The 19678-nt window shown below is 65.4% G+C and carries 16 protein-coding genes; 7 read left to right on the top strand and 9 right to left on the bottom strand.

All coding sequences use genetic code 11. The features are described from left to right. The first annotated feature begins 121 nt into the window (after positions 1 to 121). The 3 genes from MSTE_RS13830 to MSTE_RS13840 are packed head-to-tail and all read left to right on the top strand — an operon-like array spanning position 122 to position 2263. Positions 122 to 745 (top strand): TetR/AcrR family transcriptional regulator, encoded by a 624-nt coding sequence (locus MSTE_RS13830; RefSeq protein ID WP_096502020.1) that lies wholly within the window; start codon positions 122 to 124, stop codon positions 743 to 745. Continuing rightward, positions 742 to 2025: a glycosyltransferase gene (locus MSTE_RS13835; protein ID WP_096502022.1), complete on the top strand. Its 1284-nt coding sequence runs from the start codon at positions 742 to 744 to the stop codon at positions 2023 to 2025. Before MSTE_RS13830 ends, MSTE_RS13835 begins: the two co-directional genes overlap by 4 nt. Further along, a complete protein-coding gene (locus tag MSTE_RS13840; RefSeq protein WP_046253928.1) occupies positions 2015 to 2263 on the top strand; it encodes a F0F1 ATP synthase subunit C in 249 nt (82 codons plus the stop codon). The genes MSTE_RS13835 and MSTE_RS13840 overlap by 11 nt, the downstream gene beginning before the upstream one ends. Here MSTE_RS13840 and MSTE_RS13845 read toward each other — a convergent pair whose 3' ends face one another. From MSTE_RS13845 to MSTE_RS13865, 5 genes are all read right to left on the bottom strand, one after another. Then, positions 2264 to 3292, bottom strand: a complete 1029-nt coding sequence (locus MSTE_RS13845) for a zinc-binding metallopeptidase family protein (protein WP_096502024.1) — start codon at positions 3290 to 3292, stop codon at positions 2264 to 2266. It abuts the gene before it with no gap. Continuing rightward, positions 3285 to 4214 (bottom strand): transglutaminase family protein, encoded by a 930-nt coding sequence (locus MSTE_RS13850; RefSeq protein ID WP_162291426.1) that lies wholly within the window; start codon positions 4212 to 4214, stop codon positions 3285 to 3287. The genes MSTE_RS13845 and MSTE_RS13850 overlap by 8 nt, the downstream gene beginning before the upstream one ends. Then, positions 4211 to 6814 carry a circularly permuted type 2 ATP-grasp protein gene (locus MSTE_RS13855; protein ID WP_162291645.1) on the bottom strand — a complete coding sequence of 868 codons (2604 nt, stop codon included), beginning with the start codon at positions 6812 to 6814 and terminating at the stop codon, positions 4211 to 4213. The genes MSTE_RS13850 and MSTE_RS13855 overlap by 4 nt, the downstream gene beginning before the upstream one ends. 90 nt (positions 6815 to 6904) lie before the next feature. Next, the gene (locus MSTE_RS13860; RefSeq protein ID WP_096502030.1) at positions 6905 to 10237 is read right to left on the bottom strand and encodes a transglutaminase family protein; all 3333 of its coding nucleotides are present in this window, start codon (positions 10235 to 10237) and stop codon (positions 6905 to 6907) included. Between the two features lie 122 nt (positions 10238 to 10359). Continuing rightward, positions 10360 to 10806, bottom strand: a complete 447-nt coding sequence (locus tag MSTE_RS13865; RefSeq protein WP_096505867.1) for a nitroreductase family deazaflavin-dependent oxidoreductase — start codon at positions 10804 to 10806, stop codon at positions 10360 to 10362. 57 nt (positions 10807 to 10863) lie between these two features. Here MSTE_RS13865 and MSTE_RS13870 point away from each other — a divergent pair, with 57 nt between their 5' ends. The 3 genes from MSTE_RS13870 to MSTE_RS13880 are packed head-to-tail and all read left to right on the top strand — an operon-like array spanning position 10864 to position 13255. Then, on the top strand, positions 10864 to 11853 hold the full coding sequence (locus tag MSTE_RS13870; protein WP_096502032.1) for a permease: 990 nt from the start codon (positions 10864 to 10866) through the stop codon (positions 11851 to 11853). Then, complete coding sequence (locus tag MSTE_RS13875; protein ID WP_096502034.1) at positions 11850 to 12566, top strand: TIGR03943 family putative permease subunit; 717 nt, start codon at positions 11850 to 11852, stop codon at positions 12564 to 12566. The genes MSTE_RS13870 and MSTE_RS13875 overlap by 4 nt, the downstream gene beginning before the upstream one ends. Positions 12567 to 12577: 11 nt before the next feature. After that, on the top strand, positions 12578 to 13255 hold the full coding sequence (locus MSTE_RS13880) for a haloacid dehalogenase type II (protein WP_096502036.1): 678 nt from the start codon (positions 12578 to 12580) through the stop codon (positions 13253 to 13255). Here MSTE_RS13880 and MSTE_RS13885 read toward each other — a convergent pair. The 3 genes from MSTE_RS13885 to MSTE_RS13895 form a co-directional block, all read right to left on the bottom strand. Beyond that, positions 13252 to 14160 carry a DUF389 domain-containing protein gene (locus tag MSTE_RS13885; RefSeq protein ID WP_096502038.1) on the bottom strand — a complete coding sequence of 303 codons (909 nt, stop codon included), beginning with the start codon at positions 14158 to 14160 and terminating at the stop codon, positions 13252 to 13254. The two genes, MSTE_RS13880 and MSTE_RS13885, sit on opposite strands and share 4 nt — an antisense overlap. A 5-nt stretch (positions 14161 to 14165) precedes the next feature. After that, positions 14166 to 15974, bottom strand: a complete 1809-nt coding sequence (gene aspS / locus MSTE_RS13890; protein ID WP_096502040.1) for an aspartate--tRNA ligase — start codon at positions 15972 to 15974, stop codon at positions 14166 to 14168. 102 nt (positions 15975 to 16076) lie between these two features. Beyond that, positions 16077 to 17627, bottom strand: coding sequence for a carboxylesterase/lipase family protein (locus MSTE_RS13895; RefSeq protein ID WP_231896881.1), 1551 nt, complete (start codon positions 17625 to 17627; stop codon positions 16077 to 16079). A gap of 111 nt (positions 17628 to 17738) precedes the next feature. Here MSTE_RS13895 and ypfJ point away from each other — a divergent pair, with 111 nt between their 5' ends. Further along, a complete protein-coding gene (gene ypfJ / locus MSTE_RS13900; RefSeq protein WP_046253938.1) occupies positions 17739 to 18626 on the top strand; it encodes a KPN_02809 family neutral zinc metallopeptidase in 888 nt (295 codons plus the stop codon). A 24-nt stretch (positions 18627 to 18650) separates the two neighbouring features. On the opposite strand, the gene MSTE_RS13905 is transcribed toward ypfJ, so the two are convergent. Next, positions 18651 to 19658, bottom strand: coding sequence for an Rv2578c family radical SAM protein (locus tag MSTE_RS13905; protein ID WP_096502044.1), 1008 nt, complete (start codon positions 19656 to 19658; stop codon positions 18651 to 18653). Between the last annotated feature and the right edge of the window lie 20 nt (positions 19659 to 19678).

Below are 19678 nucleotides of genomic sequence, written 5' to 3' on the forward strand. Positions count from 1 at the left end.
TCGTCTTTATAAGACTGTGGGGCGGCACACATTCCTCCCGGTATTCACATCCACGCATTTGCCGATCAACGCGGCGGGTATTGCCCTTGCGCGTCCTGACCGATCGGTCTAATTTAAGACCATGCGGTCTGAAGAGGCGTTGACGTTCACAGAACGCGCCCGACGAGCACAGATAGTGGCCGGCGCCATCGAGGTGCTCGCCGCCGCGGGTTACCCGCAGACGTCGCTGGCAAAAATCGCCGAACACGTCGGGGTGGCCAAGAGCGCAGTGCTGTATCACTTCACGTCGAAAACCGAGGTCATCGAATCCGTGATGGTCGACGTCTTTAGCCGGGCGGCCACCTCGATCGTGCCTGCCGTACACGCAGAGTCCACCGCGACCGCACGCCTCGCCACCTACATCAGAGCCAACATCGCGTTCATCGTGAGCAATCGGGTGTCCGCGATAGCCCTCTTGGAGATCATCACCGGCTACCGCAGCGACGATGGCCTCCGGTTCGACCAGGCCGCATCCGACACAGAACCGCCCGCCGAGTTCGCCGCCATGGACCCCGAGGCGATCTTCGTCGACGGCATCGCGACCGGCGAGTTCCAGCGGGTGTCACCCCGGTTCATGAAGAACGCCCTGCGAGCCGCGCTGGATGGCGCGGTGTGGGAGTTGGGCCGCGACGCGGATTACGACGCGATCGGATACGGGGAGCAACTGGTCGACATGTTCACCAAAGCCGTCGGTGCAGCGCGATGACGACAATCGTGATCTCCGCGTACGGCACCCGCGGAGACGTCGCACCGCTGACCGGGCTGGGAATTCGGCTGCGCGACAGCCTGTCCGCGCACGTGGTCATTGCCGCGCAACATCCCTACGCACAGCTGGTGCGTGCCGCCGGCCTGGAATTTCGGCCATTGCCCGGTGATACCGAGACCGCAACGCGGGACTCCCAACACGGTCAGGCACTCGTGGACGGCGCCCGGATGCGCCCCTCGGGCGCTGCTCTCGCTGAGATGCGCGTCGCACTCGCGGGAGTCGGCGAGGCGATGGCCGACACCGCGCACGACGCCGATCTCCTGTTGGCAGAGGGCCCCGTGGGCACTCTGCTGGGGTATCACGTTGCCGAGGCCCTGGGCGTACCCAGCGCAGGACTCTCACTCCAACCAGCGTGCCCCACCGCAGAATTTGCACCCCCACCGCTCACCATCCGTTCGTTCGGCGGGTACGGCAATCGGTTGGTATGGCGCCTCGCCCTGTCGGGTGAACGGATCTACACGCCACTCATCGACAGTCTGCGCCACCACCTCGGATTGGCCCCCGCGTCGCTGCGTCGATATCACGGGGTCCGCGCCAACAGCTGGCCCATCGTGCACGGATACAGCCGGCATGTCGTCGCACGTCCCCGCGATTGGCGCGCGCACTGGTACCAGACCGGCTACTGGTGGCCTGTCCGTGACGAAAACTGGCTGCCCTCAACAGAACTAGAAGAATTTCTGGAGAACGGACCTGCCCCCGTCTTTCTCGGTTTCGGCAGTACTGCAACGTCACGGGGGCCAGAACTATCGGAGATCATTGCCACCGCGACACATGCCGCCGGGGTCCGAGCGGTCGTACAACGCGGGTGGGCCGGACTCACCGGTCTGGGCGATGACGTCCTCACCATCGACGATGTTCCGCACTCCTGGCTGTTTCCGCGGATGGCTGCTGTCGTCCACCACTGCGGCGCCGGTACCGCCGCAGCCGCGCTGCGCGCCGGAGTCCCCTCAGTGCCAGTGCCCGGCATCATGGACCAACCCTTCTGGGCCGCCCGATTGTCTCAAGCCGGTGCAGCCACCAGTCCGCTACCGCGAGTGTCGCTACGAGCCGACGAGCTCTCGGCATCGATTACACAAGCGATCACTGAATCACGGTATCGCCAAGAAGCCCAACGCCTCTCGCGACTGATTAGCGCCGAGGACGGCGTCGGGTCAGCGGTGAAGATCATCGCTGCGATGTTGGACGCCACAACGATGAAAGGTGCACATCATGGCTACTGATCTACTCATGGGCAACGCACTGCTGGCCGGAGCGATAACGCTCGCGGGCGGCGCGATCGGCGCCGGTATAGGTGACGGTATGGCCGGAGCACAGCTCATTGCCGGGGTGGCCCGCCAGCCGGAATCTCAGAATCGTTTGTTTACGCCATTTTTCATCACCGTGAGCCTCGTGGAGGCCACTTTTTTCATCAATGTGGCGTTCATGGCACTCTTCGTGTTCGCCACACCTGGCGGGTAGTCAGGCGGCGGCAGCATCCCCCGCTGCCATGACGACCTCGTGGATCAGACGCATCTTCTCCAGCACCGGGCCGGGCAGCACAAACGGGTACAGATCATCGCGCCCCATGGAGCGATTGACCATGTTGAGCGACCACGCCAGCGGCAGCCACATCTCGATGATGGTGTCGAATCCGCTGGGACCCAAGACCCGGCGATCGAAGGTGCCGCCCGCCGGCGCCAACGCGAAGGACGCGGCAGTGTCCAACGTGTCACGGATATGCAGGTAGTGCGCGAAGGTCTCCGCCCAGTCTTCCGCGGGATGCATGGTCGCATAGGAGGAGACGAAATTCGCCTCCCACCCCTCGGGCACGCCTTGCTGATAGTGACGATCCAGTGCGGCTTGGTAGTCGGCATCCGCATCGCCGAACAGTGCACGGAATCTCTCGGCATAGTCCACAGAGACCCCGACGAGCCGGTAGTAGAAGTAATGCCCGATCTCGTGACGGAAATGCCCTAGCAGGGTGCGATACGGCTCATCCATCGAAATCCGAAGCTGCTCCCGATGCACGTCATCGCCTTCGGCGAGATCCAGGGTGATCACCCCATTGTGATGTCCCGTCATCACCGGTTCCTGCTCACTGGAAAGCAGATCGAAGGCCAGCCCGAACTCGGTATCGACATCACGCCCCGTCACCGGTAGCCGCAGTTCTGCGAGTTCGGCGATGAGCCGGCGCTTGGCCTTCTCCGCTTCCGCGAACGCCGGCAGGGCCGTGCTGTCAGAGTCGTTGGGCCGGGTGCGCGTGAGCTCACAAGACGCGCACAGCGTGCCCGCTCCCGTGCCGTACACCAACCAATTGCATTCGGCCACATGAAGATTTGCACACAGGCGGTGATCGTCGGAGTCGACGAACCCGGGCCCGTCGTCGTTGGCGATCACCAACAGCGCCTTGTCCTGAAGCGAAAACCCGACGTGACTGCCACAGGACAGGCACACCGAGTTTTCGAACGCCAGATGCTGACCGCACTGTGGGCAGATGAAGTCACGCATGCGCGGGGCTCTCCTCACAGGGTGCGACGTCCACCGACACCTTGATCGTGCTGCTTTCGGAGTCGGTGTAGATGATGCCGCGCAGGGGCGGCACGTCGGCGTAATCGCGGCCCCACGCCACGGTGACGTACCGCTCGTCGGCGACGGTGTCATTCGTCGGGTCGAACGCGACCCATCCATCGGGCGGCACCCACACCGCCGCCCAGGCATGGGTGGCGTCGGCGCCGACGAGGCGGGGTTGCCCCGGAGGCGGATTCGTCGCCAGGTAGCCCGAAACGTAACGCGCGGCGAGTCCCTGGGTGCGCAGCGCCGTGACCGCCATACGCGCGAAATCCTGACAGACGCCCTCCCCCGCGGCTAGCACCTCGCTGACCTTGGTGGAAATGGTGGTCGATCCCGACCGGTACTGGAAATCGCGATAGATCCGGCCCATCAGGTCCACGACTGCCTCCCCGAGCGGTCGTCCCTCCGTGAAACTGACTGCGGCATAAGCACGTACGTCATCGGTGATCTCCGGGGGCACCAAATCCAGCACGAACTCGGTGGCAAGCGCACCCGCCCCCGACGATTCCGCATACGCCGGGCGGGCCAGCTCCCATGCCTGCTCCCACCCCGCGCTGGGCGGTGCCGGGGTACTGACATCGACGATGGAGCGGGCAGTCACGCTGAGCTCGCGGTGTGGAGTGGTGACGTGGAAGTACGAACTGAGATTCCCGTAGAGGTCTCTGCCGGTGGAACTGTCGGAGGGTTCCGGTTCGACGATCAGCTCGTTCGACTCGCAACGCTGCCAATCGGTGTCACGTGGCGTGAGATAGCCGCGGCCATAGGAGCTTGTGACGTCGTCGGAGTATTGGTACAGGGTGCGGTGCGTCACCTGATACCGGATCACCGCTGAGCCACTTGGGCGAAGACCATCGGTCACGGCAACCTCCGCGTCGTGTCGGGTCCCCACAGTGGCTGCATCCCCGTCGGCATGGACAAGTGCGTCCTCGTCACCACGGTGGACAACTCGCGCAGTGCCTGATGCACATTGTCCAGGGTTTCGGCGAGCGTATCGCGCTGTCCATCCTCACCGGCGGTATCCAGATCGGCCGGATCGATCCGCCGCAACTGCGTCACCAGATCCTCCACCAGCCGCTCGGGACGCGAGGTCCCCGAGGCGCTCGGCAGTGACTTGAGGTCGGTGCGCAGCGATTCCACCTGATACAGAAGCGACCTCGGGTTGACGGCATCGAACAGCAGCAGGTCGGCGACCGCCTCCAAGCTGATCTTGCCGCGGGTGCGGCGGCGATACATCACCGAGGACTCGCAGGCCACCAGCGTGGATTCAGTGACCGACTGCTCGGCCGCGCGGCCGCGGACCGTCGTCAGCGTGGAACGCAGGAGCGCCGTCAGTCCGAGGCCACGCTCGATGCGCTTGCCGATATCCATGATCGTCCAGCCGATGTCGTGCACTGTCGACTCCGCTGCCAGGCCCGCCAGCGCGAGTAACCCTGCCAATACCTGTGTTTGGGTGGCGGCGAGCACTGTGTCATCGGCGCGGGCGGAGTTACCTCCCGACCGCGTGCTGTCGTCGAACTCGGCCGCAGCTGCGGCAATCGCCCGGTCCATGCCCCCGAGCACCATCCAGGTGTCGTTGGACATCTGATCGCGAACCGCGCGTGCGGCCAGGCCCAGCCGCTCCACCGATTGGGCCAGGGAACCGACGCGCTCCTTGTCCACCGTCAGCGACCACAACTGGGTTCCCAAGTCTTCGGATCCGGTGTCGGTGCCGGTGATGTCACCGAGCGCCTTCAGCAGCACCGGGACGCATTCGCTGGCCTCCATGAACTGCCGATACCGATACTCGTGGAACCGTTCCCGGGTGACGGACAACAGCCGGACCAGGTTCTCGGCACGCTCTCCGTACCGCCCCAGCCAGAACAGATCGGACAACACGCGCGGCGAGCTGACCGCGTCGGCCCCCACCGATCGTCCGGCGGGCAGATCCAGCGGCGCGACGGTCAGTGCCCGCTCGGTCTGATCACGATCCGGCTGCTGAACCCAGATATCTTTGGCGGCAAGGCTGTTGAGTGTCGATCCCGAGTATCCGGAAGCAGCGACATAACCGAGACCACCGATCATCGGCGCGTACCCGCCGCGCTGCGCGACGGTGAACAGCCGCATGCCGATCGGTGCCGCGGTGAGAGCTCCGGACCGCAGGTAAGTGGGCGCCACCGACAGTTCGGGAAGTTCCTGACCGACCCAGCGCCAGGGTGCCGCTTCGATGCGTGCCCGCAATGTCTCCAGCGTCTCCGAGGACTGCAACGGTCCCGTGTAAACCTCTTCCGCCACCGTTGATTTCACCAACAGCGTGCTCAGGTTCGCGAGCAGGTGCGAGCGCTCCGCATCGATGCCGCCCCACCAGGTCTGGACGCCCGACAACGCCAGCGGCTCGTCAAGCAGGCGGTACGACAACTCCGGCAGGAAACGGGCCAGACCCGGGTTTTCCAGTATCCCGCTGCCCAGCGAGTTGACGACGGTGACCGCGCCCCGACGCAGCACCTCGACCAGGCCGACGACTCCCAGGCGCGAGTCTGCCCGCAGGTCCAGCGGATCGGAGTAGCCGGCGTCGACGCGGCGCAGCACCACGTCCACGCGGCGCAGGGTACCCAGCGATCGCATCCAGAGCTTGCCGTCGCGTACCACCAGATCTGCGGACTCGACCAGCGGAAAACCCAGCACCGACGCGAGGTAGGCCTGGTCGAACGATGTCTCGGAGTGAATGCCCGGACTGAGCACCACCACCGTCGGATCCTCGACCGATTCGGGAGCGACATCGATGAGTGCCAGGCGCAGCGCCTGCGCGAACGACGAGGTCGGCCTGGGTGCAACCTTCTCGTAGAGATCCGGGGCGGCGTGAGCGACCACGCGGCGATCCGCCATCGCATACCCGGCACCCGAGGGCGCCTGTGTCCAGTCGGCGTTCACCCGGAAGTCGCCGACGCCCGTGCGGCCGATATCGCATCCGAGCAGAAAGAGCTGATGCCTACCGGGCAGGGCCATGCCGTGGGCGGCCCGCACATAACCGGGATGGGCGAAGAGCAGCTGCGGTGGCAACGCGCCGGAACTGATCAGTTCCTGAGGCCCGTACAGGTCGCTGAGAACGGCGTCCAGCAGCGTGGCCCGCTGGGTGAGGCCAACCTCCAGCACGTTCCAGTCAGCGGGGTCGAGCAAGAGCGGAAGCCCATCCAGACGCCACGGCACCGGATGGGTGGGCGCATCGGGTCCGGGCACAGATCCCGGGACGCGCCGGGGATCCATGTAGGTGATGCCGTCGCTGTCGACGAGAGTGCGGACGCGATCCAACAGACGGTCCAAACCGGGACGGCCGCGTTGCGCGATGGCGTCGGCCAAGTCGGTCCAGGCCGGGCGGACGTTCCCGTCGGGCGCCAAGAACTCGTCGTACCCTGCCTGGCTGCCCCGCCGCCCGACCTCGAACAGTGCTCCCTGGGCGCGAGCGCTGCGGTACTGCGCGATCAGCGGGTTATCGGTCAAAGGGAAGCCGGGTCCGACGGGAGCCCCCGAAGCAGGTGCTGCCACCGTCGCTACCTTCCTTCCTGTTCAGCTCTCTCACCTGCGCCCCACCGTCCTCGCACGGCGTAAATCCAGGATGCCGGGCGCGACCGCATCGGTGGACATGCGGGCTTGTTTCTCGCGCAAGTCTGACAAATCGACACGACCGGTGGTGTAACCGGTGGCATCGAAACGCCGACCGCGGCGTGCTTCGGCCGCCACCGCATTGACGGGAGGATCGTCGTACGCACGGCCGCCCGGGTGCGATACGTGGTACGTACAGCCGCCGCGAGACAGGGCGTTAGCGGTGTCGATGAGCTCAAATCGCAGCGGGTCATCGACGGTGATACTCGGGTGCAAGGCGCTGGGCGGCTGCCAGGCTCGATAACGGACACCGGCCACCTGCACATCCGGGTTTTCCGTCGAGAGCAGCGGGATGGGCTGACCGTTGCAGGTGATGACATACCGGGACCGGTCGGCGCCGATGACCCGGACCTGCACACGTTCGATGGAGGAATCCACGTAGCGCGCGGCACCTCCGGCGGTCGCTTCCTCCCCCAGCACCCGCCACGGTTCGATGGCCCCGCGCAGCTCGACCTCGATACCGTCGAACACCGCGGTGCCGATCCGTGGGAACCGGAATTCGGTGAACGGATCGAGCCAGCTGGTCTCGAAAGCGATGCCGTGTGCGCGCAGATCGGATGCAACCTGTGCAATATCGTGAATGATGAAGTGCGGCAACAAGTAACGGCCATGAAGGTTTGCGCCGTGTCGGATCAGCGGCGCCCGTAGCGGCTGTTCCCAGAACTTGGCGACCAGCGCGCGCACCAACAGGGACTGGACCATCGCCATCTGGAAATGCGGAGGCATCTCGAATCCCCGGAGCTCCAATAGGCCCAGACGCCCCCGCGCACTGTCGGGGCTGTACAGCTTGTCGATGCAGAACTCCGCACGATGGGTGTTCCCGGTGATGTCGGTGAGCAGGTGCCGCAGCGCCCTGTCCACGTGCCACGGTGCGACCTCCGTAGGGCGGTCGGGGTCGGGGTGGGGCGACGTCGTCAGTCTCTCGATCTCCGCGAAGGCGATCTCCAACTCGTACAACGCTTCTTCGCGCCCCTCGTCAACGCGCGGGGCCTGCGATGTGGTGCCGACGAATCGTCCCGAAAATAGGTACGACAGCGCCGGGTGATGCTGCCAGTAAGTCAGCAGCGAGACCAGCAGATCGGGCCGCCGCAACAACGGCGACGTCGCCGGGGTACGGCCCCCCAATGTGATGTGGTTACCCCCTCCGGTCCCGGTGTGGGTGCCGTCGGTGTCGAACGATTCGGTGGTCAATCGAGCTTTCCGCGCCTCTTCGTACAACACTTCCAGCTGACGGGACTGCTCGGCGAAGCTCGCGGTGGGGGTCACGTTGACCTCGATGACGCCCGGGTCGGGAGTCACGCTCATAACCTCGAGCCGAGGGTCCGGCGGCGGCCCATACCCTTCGAGCACCAGTGGGCAGGTGGCGGCCGCCTCGACGCGGGCGATGAGATCTACGAAATCGTCGAGGCTCTCCAGGGGCGGCAGGAACAGGTACAGCAGCCCGTCACGTATCTCCGCGACCATGGCTGTGGTGGGTACGCCGTCCGCGGGCACGACGGTGGCGGTACCGGATCGTTGTGCATCGAGTTCGGCGGCAGCGCTGATCGGATCCGCCTCGGCCAGATGTGGGGCCGGCTGCCAGGAGATGGCTGCCAGTGGGAGCCGCAGACCCGCCGGAGACCGTCCTTCCGTCAGCACGATCCGGCCGCGGCGCAGTCGCCAGTCGGCGCTTTCCCAACCGCTGCCGTCCTCCCCCCGGTGCAGGGGCAGCAGATGGGCGGCCGGCTGGGTCACCTGTTCGTCCAGACCTGCCAGCAGCTCCGACCGCCGATCGGATGAATCTTCCTGCGGCGCTATGTCATCGGCCGTTGATACCGGATCTCCCGCCGGGCGCCGAACCGACGCCGCCAGTCGGGTCAGCGGGTCCTCGTACGCCGCGCGCACCTGACTCTCGGGCAGCCCGAGATCGCCGGCCAGCGCGAGCAACAACGCGCGGTCGGCACCTTCCGGCGTGGACCATTGCCGGTCCTCGGCCCACGGATCGGCCAGCAGATCGGGGTCAGACCACAGCGGCCGTCCGTCGCGCCGCCAGTACAAGCCGATCTGCCATCGCGGCAAGGGCTCGCCCGGGTACCACTTTCCCTGACTGCGCTGCACCAAACCGGTTGGCGCCCAAAGCGATTTCAAGCGGGCAGCCAGATCGGAGGCACGGACCCGTTTCTGGGGTCCATCGGCCGCGGTGTTCCACTCCTCGGCGACCTGGTCATCGACCGATACGAAGGTCGGCTCGCCGCCCATCGTCAATCCCACCCCAGCGGCATCAAGCCGGGCATCGATCTCCGCACCCAGCGCGGTGACGGCCTGCCACGCCGATGGCGTATAGGGCAGCGTGACTCGAGGGTCCTCATGCACCCGGGTGACCGTGTTGGAGAAATCGAGGGTGGACTCGCACACGTCGGTAGCGCCGGAGATTGCGGCCGATGTCGACGGATGCGGTGTCGCCGAGAGCGGAATGTGCCCTTCCCCCGCGAGCAGTCCCGATGTGGGGTCCAGGCCCACCCACCCCGCGCCGGGGATGTAGACCTCAGCCCAGGCATGCAGATCGGTGAAGTCGGCAACCGGGCCCGAAGGCCCGTCGATTGCGACGATATCCGACGTCAACTGGACCAAATACCCGGACACGAAGCGAGCGGCAAGACCCTTCTGCCGCAGAATCGAAACCAGTAACCAGGCGGTGTCGCGGCAGGAACCGATACCCACCGCCAGGGTGGTGTCGGGGCTCTGCACCCCGGGCTCCAAGCGCACGGCGTAGCCGACATCCGAGCACAACGCCTGATTGATGGTGACGAGGTAGTCGATGATGCGTGTGCCGGGCGCCATCGTGAAATTGGCCACCCACGCGCGGACCAGCTCACCGGGCCCCGAGCCCGGATTGGATTCGTCCACCGGCTTGAGATAGGGCTCCAGATCGGCGGCCAACGCGGGCGGGTAGGCGAAACCGATGTGTTCGGCCCACTCCTCGATGAAGAAGTCGAACGGATTGACCGACTTCAGGTCGGCGATGAGTCCCACGGTGATCGACAGTCGACGGGTCCTATTCGGAAAGACCACGCGGGCAAGGAAATTTCCGAAGGCGTCCTGTTGCCAGTTGATGAAGTGATCGTCGGGGGCGATACGCAACGAGTACGCCTCGATCGGCGTTCGGGTGTGCGGCGCAGGGCGCAACCGAATCTCGTGCGGATGCACCTGCACGAGTCTGTCGAATGCGTAGCTGGTCCGATGCTCCAGCGCCACCTTGATGCCCATCGGCTGATCCCACCATAACCTGGCCTCACCCGCATGGCCTGCGAATCGGCGCACAACCAACCCACAGGCCCCCAGAGGCCGCGCGAACGCTCTACCGATAGCTCATCGGCGACCGCTCTCGGCTAGCGACGTTGCAGTTCAAAGATCGGAATCGCCCGGTCGGTCTTCGCCTGATAGTCCGCGAACACGGGAACCTGCTCAACAACCTTCGGATACAGCTCATCGCGCTCACTGAGTGAAAGCTCATGGGCTACCACGCCGTAACCATCGGTTCCGATGTCGATATGCGCATGCGGATGTGCGCGCAGGTTATGCACCCATGCGGGGTCCTTGTCCGCACCGCCGAAGGAACCGACGATATAAATCTTGCCGTCGATGTCGAAGTAGGCCAACGGATTCAGACGTTTCTTTCCGCTCTTGGCACCGGTGTTGGTCAGCAGCAGGATCGGTACGCCGGCGAATTGACCACCGACCTCACCTCCGTTGGCGCGGAATTCCTGAGTTACTCCGTCATTGAATTCGTTGATCACCGCGGCAGGTTGTTCGTTGAAGGGTGTGTCATCAGTCACCTCACCAGAGTGCCACCGCTGCGCCGGGTTCTCAGGTTGCACTGTCAGGATGACTGGATGACGGTGGCCGCCTCCCGGGAACGACGCTGGCTCGGCTCGACCGAGGTCTTGGTGGTGGCTCTGATCCTGATGACCCTGGCTGCCAGCCGGTTACGCGGGATCGTCGACGCCAACGAGAAGCTGGCGACCGCCGGAACGGTGTTCTGTGGGGTATTCGTCCAGGCCGTCCCATTCCTTGCACTCGGCGTGATCGTGAGCGGGCTCGTCGCGACGTTCGTCACCCCGGAACGTCTGGCGCGGTGGCTGCCGAACCGGTCCGTTGCCGCTGTGGCCGTGGCGGGAGTCAGTGGCGCCGCGCTGCCCGGCTGCGAATGCGGATCTGTGCCGGTGGCACGCCGGCTGTACGGACCGGGATCGGTCGGTGCCGCCGCACTGACCTTCATGTTGTCGGCACCGGCGATCAACCCGGTGGTGTTGGTCGCCACCGCGGTCGCATTCCCCGGCCAGCCGAAGATGGTGCTGGCGCGTGCGGTGGCCTCACTGCTCACCGCGATGATCATGGGCATGGTGTGGTCGCGGTGGGGGCGAGACAGCTGGGTCACCCGCAAGCTGCCCTCCGCACACTCCGGATCCGGCTCCCGCTGGACGACATTCACCGAGGCGGCACGGCACGACTTTCTGCAGGCGGCCTCGTACCTGGCGATCGGGGCGGTGGCCGCGGCGGCCTTGCACGTGCTCGTGCCGGCCTGGGTGTTCGAGCATCTGGCGGGCAACCTTGTGGTCGGTGTGGTGACCATGGCGCTTCTGGCCGTGGTGCTGGCACTGTGCTCGGAAGCCGACGCCTTCGTCGCCGCCAGCATCACGATGATGCCGCTGATCCCGCGCTTGGTATTCCTCGTGGTCGGACCGGCCGTCGACGTGAAGCTGATCGCGATGCAGTCTGGGATGTTCGGGCGAGCGTTCGCGGCCCGGTTCGCACCGGTGACATTCGTGGTGGCCACCGCCGTCGCGACGTCCGTCGGACTGGCGGTGCTGGGAACCTCATGAGGCGCGATACGGAGAACACCCTGCTGATCCTGTTGGGCGTCAGTGTGGCCATGATCGCGGTTACAGGAACCTTTACGCGCTACGTCAAACCCGGACTGCTGCCGTGGCTCGCCTGTTCGGCGGTCGTCGTGATCGGCCTCGGCCTGGCTGCGATCATTCGCGATGTGCGCCGCGGCCACACCGAACACGACCATGACGGCCACGGAGACCACAGCCACAAGCACGGCGCCACATGGTTTCTGGTGTTACCAATCGTCCTACTGATCTTCATCGTGCCCCCGGCCCTGAGTGCTCGATCCATCGCGCCGGCCAACATCTCCGCCTCGGCCAACACGCCCCGGCGGGCCTTTCCCCCACTGCCACCCGGCGATGCACCGTCGGTGCCGCTGCCCGAGATTCTGATGCGCATTGCCGCTGGTTCCTCGGACACCTTGAGCGGACGCACAATCACTGTCACCGGCTTTACCTTCAAGGACGGCGAACGCACCGACCTGGCCAAGATAGTCATCGTCTGTTGTGCCGCCGACGCCCAGTTGGCTCGGCTGCACATGACGGGACCCGCTGCCGCATCGGCATCGACGCTTCCCGAGAACACCTGGATCTCGGTGACCGGGACCGTGCCCGGCGGACAGAGCTACCGCGGACCCTCGTCGATTCCCGCTATCGAGGTCGTCGGCATCACCCGCACCGACCCACCCAAGAGCACCTACTGAACGGAGTCACGTTGCGGTACAAGGCATATCTGTTCGATGTGCAGGGCACGCTGCTGGACTTTTTTGAGCCGGTGTCGCACGCGGTTGCCGAGTACGACCCCAACGTGGACGCAGCCGCCTTTACCCGCGCCTGGCGCGCAGACTATTTCGACCGCGTCGCCAACCTGGCACAGTCGGTTGATGACTGGACGCGGGTACAGGATCTGTACGCGCACGGCTTCGCCGATGTCTGCGAGAGCTTCGGGTTGCCGCGCCCCGACTCTGCGACTGCCGAGTTAGTCGCATCTGGCTGGCAGCGCCTCGTTCCCTGGCCGGACGTACCCACCGGACTGCCCAGTCTGCGTTCGCAGGCCGTCATCGCCACGCTGTCCAACACCGACATGGCCACCATGGTGAATCTGTTCAAACGTCTGGGCATCTCGTGGGACGCGGTGCTCACCGCAGAGGTGTTCGGCAGCTTCAAACCGGACCAGGCGGTATACCGGCGCGCGCTCCGTTACCTCGGCGTGGAGCCCCACGAGGCCGCGATGGTGGCCGCACACCCGTACGACCTGCGTGCCGCACAAGAGATCGGTATGGGTACCGTCTTCGTCTCACGGCCCCACGAGTACGGAGATCCCGCGCTGGCTCACGACGACCCCGACCAGGAATTCGATCAGCGAGTCGCCGATATCGGCGCTATCGCCTAGCGCAACCCCCGCGGCCGCACCAGCAGTACCAGCACCCCGGCCAGGACGATGCCGAAGAGGTTGACCGCCAGTTGCAGGGCGGACAGCCCCGCGATCTCCCATTCCCCCACGGTCGCTGCCACCACCGCGAAACCCGCGGCGGGCACGGTGGTCACCGAGATGAAGACACCCACCAGCGCAGCTGATTTCGCCGACATCAACGACAACATGCCGGCCGCGCCTGCCAACAAGGCGACCACCAATGAGAACGGCCCAACCTGGAATATGAAGTCGACCTGCTGCAGTTCACGCACACTCTTCAAGGTCACCCACCCGGCGCCCTCGGCGGCCAGCGCCCCGACGGCAGTCACCGCCATCGCCACGGGGAATCCCACCACCAACGCCAGCAGCGACCGGCGGGCAAGCGACCATTTCCGGCGCACAATCGAAACCGCCAGCGCGGCAAGCGGACCGAACTCCGGGCCGACCACCATGGCACCGACGATGGTGACCGGCGAATCGGTGACCACGCCGACCGCGGCGATCAGGCAGGCGAGACACAAGAAGGCCAGAAAGGTCAGATTGAGGGTGGATTCTTCGCGGGTGCGCCCAATCAGCTCATCCCAGATGACCGCGTCGGCGGGGTCGCCTTCGGCGTCGTCCTCGGCCTCGTAGGCGGTCTGCGAGATCACCGTATCGAGCACTTCGGCGGTGATCGATCCCCGCTTGTCGATATCGACTGCCTTGAGCCCGTTGAGCACGTCGTTGGCCGTCTCCCGCGCCACGTCGGCGGTGATCACGTCGCCCGCCGGGCTGATCGCCGCCCCGGTCACCCGCACGATATGCGCGACGCCCGCTGTGGTGGCGAGGAACTCCACCACCTGATCGGAGAGATCGGCAGGTGCGATGACCCGAACATGCAGCATGTGCGCTACGCGTCCGGCGTGGCCGGCTTGTCCGTCTTCTCTGTTTTGGCGTCCTTCTCGGGTTTGGCGTCGATTCCCGATTCTTTGCGCTGGGCCGCCGTGATCGGCGCCGGAGCATCCGTGAGCGGATCGACACCGCCACCGGACTTCGGGAAGGCGATGACTTCGCGGATCGAGGGTGTACCCGCCAACAATGCGGTCACCCGGTCCCACCCGAAGGCGATGCCGCCGTGCGGAGGCGCACCGAAGGCGAAGGCGTCCAGCAGGAAGCCGAACTTGTCCTGCGCCTCTTCATTGCTGATGCCCATCACCGTGAACACGCGTTCCTGCACGTCTCGGCGATGGATACGAATCGATCCGCCGCCGATTTCGTGTCCGTTGCACACGATGTCGTAGGCGTAGGCGAGGGCGGTGCCCGGATCGGTGTCGAAAGTGTTCTCCGACTGCGGCTTCGGTGAGGTAAAGGCGTGGTGTACCGCGGTCCAGGCGCCTGAACCAACGGCTACGTCACCGGCAGCGGTCGCGTCGCCGGCAGGCTCGAACAGTGGGGCGTCCACCACCCAGGTGAATGCCCAGGCGTCCGGATCGATCAATCCGAGACGCTGCGCGACCTCGCCGCGCACCGAGCCCAACAACGCGCGCGAGGACTTGACCCCGCCGGCAGAGAAGAAGATGCAGTCACCCGGTTTGGCGCCGACGTGGGCCGCCAACCCGTCGCGTTCGGCGTCGGTCAAGTTCTTGGCGACGGGACCGCCGAGGGTGCCGTCCTCACCCACCAGCACGTAAGCCAGACCCTTGTGTCCGCGCTGCTTGGCGAACTCCTGCCAGCCATCCAGGGTGCGGCGCGGCTGATCCGCACCGCCGGGCATAACCACCGCACCCACATAGGGCGCCTGGAACACCCGGAAGCTGGTGTCGGAGAAGTACTCCGTGCATTCCACCAGCTCCAGCCCGAATCGCAGATCCGGCTTGTCACTGCCATAGCGGCGCATCGCTTCGGCGTAGGTGATGCGGGCGATCGGGGTCGGCACGTGATAGCCGATCAGATCCCACAGCGCGACCAGGATCTCCTCGGCGAGCGTGATGATGTCGTCCTGGTCCACGAAGCTCATCTCGATATCGAGCTGGGTGAACTCGGGCTGCCGGTCTGCCCGGAAGTCCTCGTCCCGATAGCAGCGCGCAATCTGGTAGTACCGCTCCATGCCCGCGACCATGAGCAACTGCTTGAACAACTGTGGGCTCTGCGGCAGCGCGTAGAAACTGCCCGGCTGCAGACGCGCCGGCACCAGGAAATCGCGCGCGCCCTCAGGCGTCGACCGCGTCAGCGTCGGGGTTTCCACCTCGACGAAGTCATGGCGTGCCAGCACACTGCGTGCCGAGGCGTTTGCCTTGGAGCGCAACCTGATTGCGTTACCCGGCCCCTCCCGGCGCAGGTCCAGGTAGCGATACTTCAGGCGCGCCTCCTCACCTGCGGTCTCGTCCAGCTGGAACGGCAGCGGCGCACTCTCGTTGAGCACGATCAGGTCTGCGGCATTGACCTCGATCTGGCCGGTTGGGATCTCGGCGTTGGCGTTGCCCTCGGGCCGGACCTCGACCACCCCGGTGACCTCGACGCAGAATTCGGCGCGCAGACGATGCGCCTGTTCGAGCACCGCGTCGTCTCGGAACACCACCTGGGACACGCCGGAGGCGTCACGCAGGTCGATGAAGATGACACCGCCGTGGTCGCGCCGTCGAGCCACCCAGCCGGCAAGCGTTACACGCTGTCCGGCGTCCGACTCCCGCAACGTCCCCGCGTCGTGAGTGCGCAGCACAAAACATCCCTTCGACAGTGCTTGTTGTACAAAAAGGCCAGTGTTAGCCGTTTGAGCCTAGCGGCCCGCGTTCGTTGCCTTGTCGGGGCGCCGTGTCGAGACTCAGTGCACCTGCGCCCACGAGATACGGCGCACCGAGTCTGGATCTTCGATGGTGACATCGGAGCGAGACCGGATGATTCGGGTGCGCCTGCCGTCCGCACCGTAGAGCGGCCAGTCGTCGGGGCTGCCCCCGGTGGCGAAATCCAGCCACGCTCGCTGCATGCGGCGCCCGACCGAGGGCATCATCCGTGCGCCCAGTGGACTCAGCAGCATCCCGACGAAGGAACCGTAGCTGTGGTGCACATGCACGATTTCGCTGCCGTGGGTGGCCCCGAGACCCAGGAGCCGGAGGCCCCACGCCGTGTGGTCGAACCTGTACATGTAAGTGTCGACAAAGGCGCTGTAGGCATCGGCGAAGGCCCACATGGGCGCGGCGAACATGGCATCGGAACCCACCGCCACCAGCGCCGAACGGCTCGGGTACCGCGGATACGCGGCGATGATCGCGTCGTGGTACTCCGGGCCCATCCGGTTGAAGTAACCGTTGACGGTCGGCTCGGTGGTGGGCAGCATCGGCGGTTTCACGCGCGCGAACATCGACGCCTCGTGGCTGTTTGACCCGATGATGAGCGGCACCTGATGCACCTCGCCGCGCCGCGCGGCCTCAACAGGGTGATGCGGCAGCAGGTCGGTGCCGTGCGTCAGTCCGTAGCCCAGGACAGGAGTCTCGGTCGCGCTCTCGATCTGCAACTTGGCTGCGCCCCGACGCAGCTCCCGTTGCGGCAAGACCTTGAGCCGACTGGGATCGGTCACATCGAGTAGTTCCAGGTATCGATGTGCACGCCGATCCCGCAGGGCCTTGTCGGCAATCAGTGGCAACGCCGGGCTCTGCGCGATGGCACGCCCGAACAGACCCCCTGCCGCCGGAGTCGCCAGCAGCGCCAGTACCGAGGTCGCCCCGGCGGACTCACCGAAGATCGTGACGCGGTCAGGGTCGCCGCCGAACGCCGCGATGTTGTCACGTACCCATGTCAGTGCCGCGATTTGATCACGCAGCGACAGGTTGTCGTCGAAACCCTCACCCAGGGCGCTGAGTTCCAGCCCGCCCAAGGCTCCGATCCGGTAGGTGACGTTGACGACGACGACGTTTCCGTTGGCGGCAAGCCGTGCCCCGCTGTACAACTCCAGCTGCCCGGCGCCGAAAACGAAGGCTCCGCCCGGAATCCACACCATGACGGGCAGTTTTGCGTGGACGTCCGGCGACCAGACCGTGACCGTCAGGCAGTCTTCGCCGCGAACCTTGGGGTCGTCCCGGCCGGCACCCACGAACGATCTTCCCTGCGGCGGCAACGGCGCGTGCTCGATGGCGTCACGCACGCCGTCCCAGGGTTCCAAGGGGACAGGTGCCAGGAACCGGAGCTGCTCGACCGGCTGACGCGCATACGGCACCCCGCGCCAGACCGAAACACCGCCTTCGGTGGTTCCGCGCAGATCCCCCGACGGCGTGCGCACGACGGTCGGCAGGGCGACGTCAACGGCCACGCATCGAATCGTAATGCGGAAGGGCGCTGCAGAGCCGATGGCCCCGCCGGAAAGTCCCGGACCCGACATGAACTCTTCGCCATGTAGCGGTACGTGCGTCTGTGGAGTATGCAAAGGTATCGGCAGCCGGCAGCAGCCAATAGCTGAGTGGCAGAGCTACGACACGGGAGTGACAGACCAATGACCTTCAACGAAGGCATGCAGATCGACACCAGCACCACCTCGGGTGGCGGCATGGGTCGCGGCCCCAAGATGGCCATCGGCGGTGGCGTCGGCGGGTTGCTGATCGCGGTGGTGGTGTTGCTGCTCGGCGGCGACCCGAGCCAGGTTCTGCAACAACAAGGCCAGCAGCAGGCAGGCCCCGCGCAGGAGCAGACACAGGACTTCAGCCATTGCAAGACCGGCGCCGACGCGAACAAGTCGTTGGACTGTCGCATCATCGCCACCGGGAACTCGGTGGATGCCGTGTGGACGCAGATCCTCGGGCCCAAGTACCCACGGCCGGGAGTGAAGCTGTTTAGCGGTCAGGTGAATACCGGATGTGGCGCCGCTTCCACGGAAGTCGGCCCCTTCTACTGCCCCGCCGACCAAACCGCGTACTTCGATACCAGCTTCTTCCAGGTGCTGGTGGACCAGTTTGGATCCAGCGGCGGCCCGTTGGCCCAGGAGTACGTGGTGGCGCACGAGTTCGGGCATCACGTGCAGAACCTGTTCGGCGTGCTGGGTAAGAACCACCGTTGCGCCGAAGGACAGGCGGGTGGCGGCGTGTGCACCGAGTTGCAGGCCGACTGCTACGCCGGCGTCTGGGCAAAGCATGCCTCGACCACCGTCCAGGAAGGCAGCGGCGTTCCGTTCCTGAAACCTTTGACGGAACAAGACATCCGGGATGCGTTGTCGGCAGCGTCCTCCGTGGGCGATGACCGGATCCAGAAGCGGGCCACGGGCCGGGTCAACCCCGAGGCGTGGTCGCATGGCTCATCCGAGCAGCGTCAGCGGTGGTTTACCCAGGGGTACAACACCGGCGACTTCCGCACCTGCGACACCTTCAACGCCGACAACCTGAACTAGCCCCGGCACCCGGACACAGGGCGCTCAGAACAGTGTGGGCTCCAGCGCGGGCATCAACTTGGTTGCCCTCGTTGGAGTTTCCTCGCGATGCGATGCCAGCCCGTACTTACTCACCAATGGCCCCACCCGCTCACGCAGCCACGCCCGGTACTCGGCGGGTACATATGCGCCCTTGCGGTACAGCTCCCGGTATCGACCGACAAGCTCGGGGTGCTCTTGCGATACCCATGACATGAACCAGCCACGTGTCGTCCCGCGTAAGTGCAGAGGAAACACGGTGACACCCGCGGCACCGGCATCGGCGATGCGGCCCAACAGGTCATCAAGATGCTCCACCGTGTCGGTGAGGAACGGAAGCACCGGCGCCACCATCACATGCGGTTCAAACCCGGCCTCACGCGCCGAGGCGACCAGCGACAGCCTCGCCTGCGGTGTCGGCACGCCCGGTTCCACCTCGTGGTGCAGCGTCTCATCACCGATGGCCAGCGAAATTCCCAGACTCACCGGGACCTGCTGCGCCGCCTCGGCAAGCAGCGGCAGATCCCGGCGCAACAGGGTGCCCTTGGTGAGGATCGACACCGGAGTTCCCGAATCTACCAGCGCCGCAATGACTCCCGGCATCAGCCGATAGCGCCCCTCGGCCCGTTGATAAGGATCGGTATTGGTACCGAGTGCGACCGTCTCACGATTCCAGGACTTGCGCCCCAGTTCCTTTCTGAGCACCGACACCACATTCGTCTTCACGATGATCTGACTGTCGAAGTCAGCACCGCTGTCGAACTCCAGATACTCATGGGTCGGACGCGCAAAACAGTAGCGACAGGCATGCGCGCAGCCGCGAAAAGCGTTGACAGTAAACCGAAACGGCAACATCGATACCGCGGGCACCTTGTTGAGTGCGGACTTACACAACACCTCATGAAAGGTGATGTCCTCGAACTCGGGCGTACGGACGCTGCGCACCAGGCCGATACGTTCCAAGCCGGGGAGCGCACCGTCGTCGGCCGCTAGCGTCTGACCGTCCCACCGCATACCCCTATGCGAACATATGT

Source organism: [Mycobacterium] stephanolepidis (assembly GCF_002356335.1).
GTDB lineage: Bacteria > Actinomycetota > Actinomycetes > Mycobacteriales > Mycobacteriaceae > Mycobacterium > Mycobacterium stephanolepidis.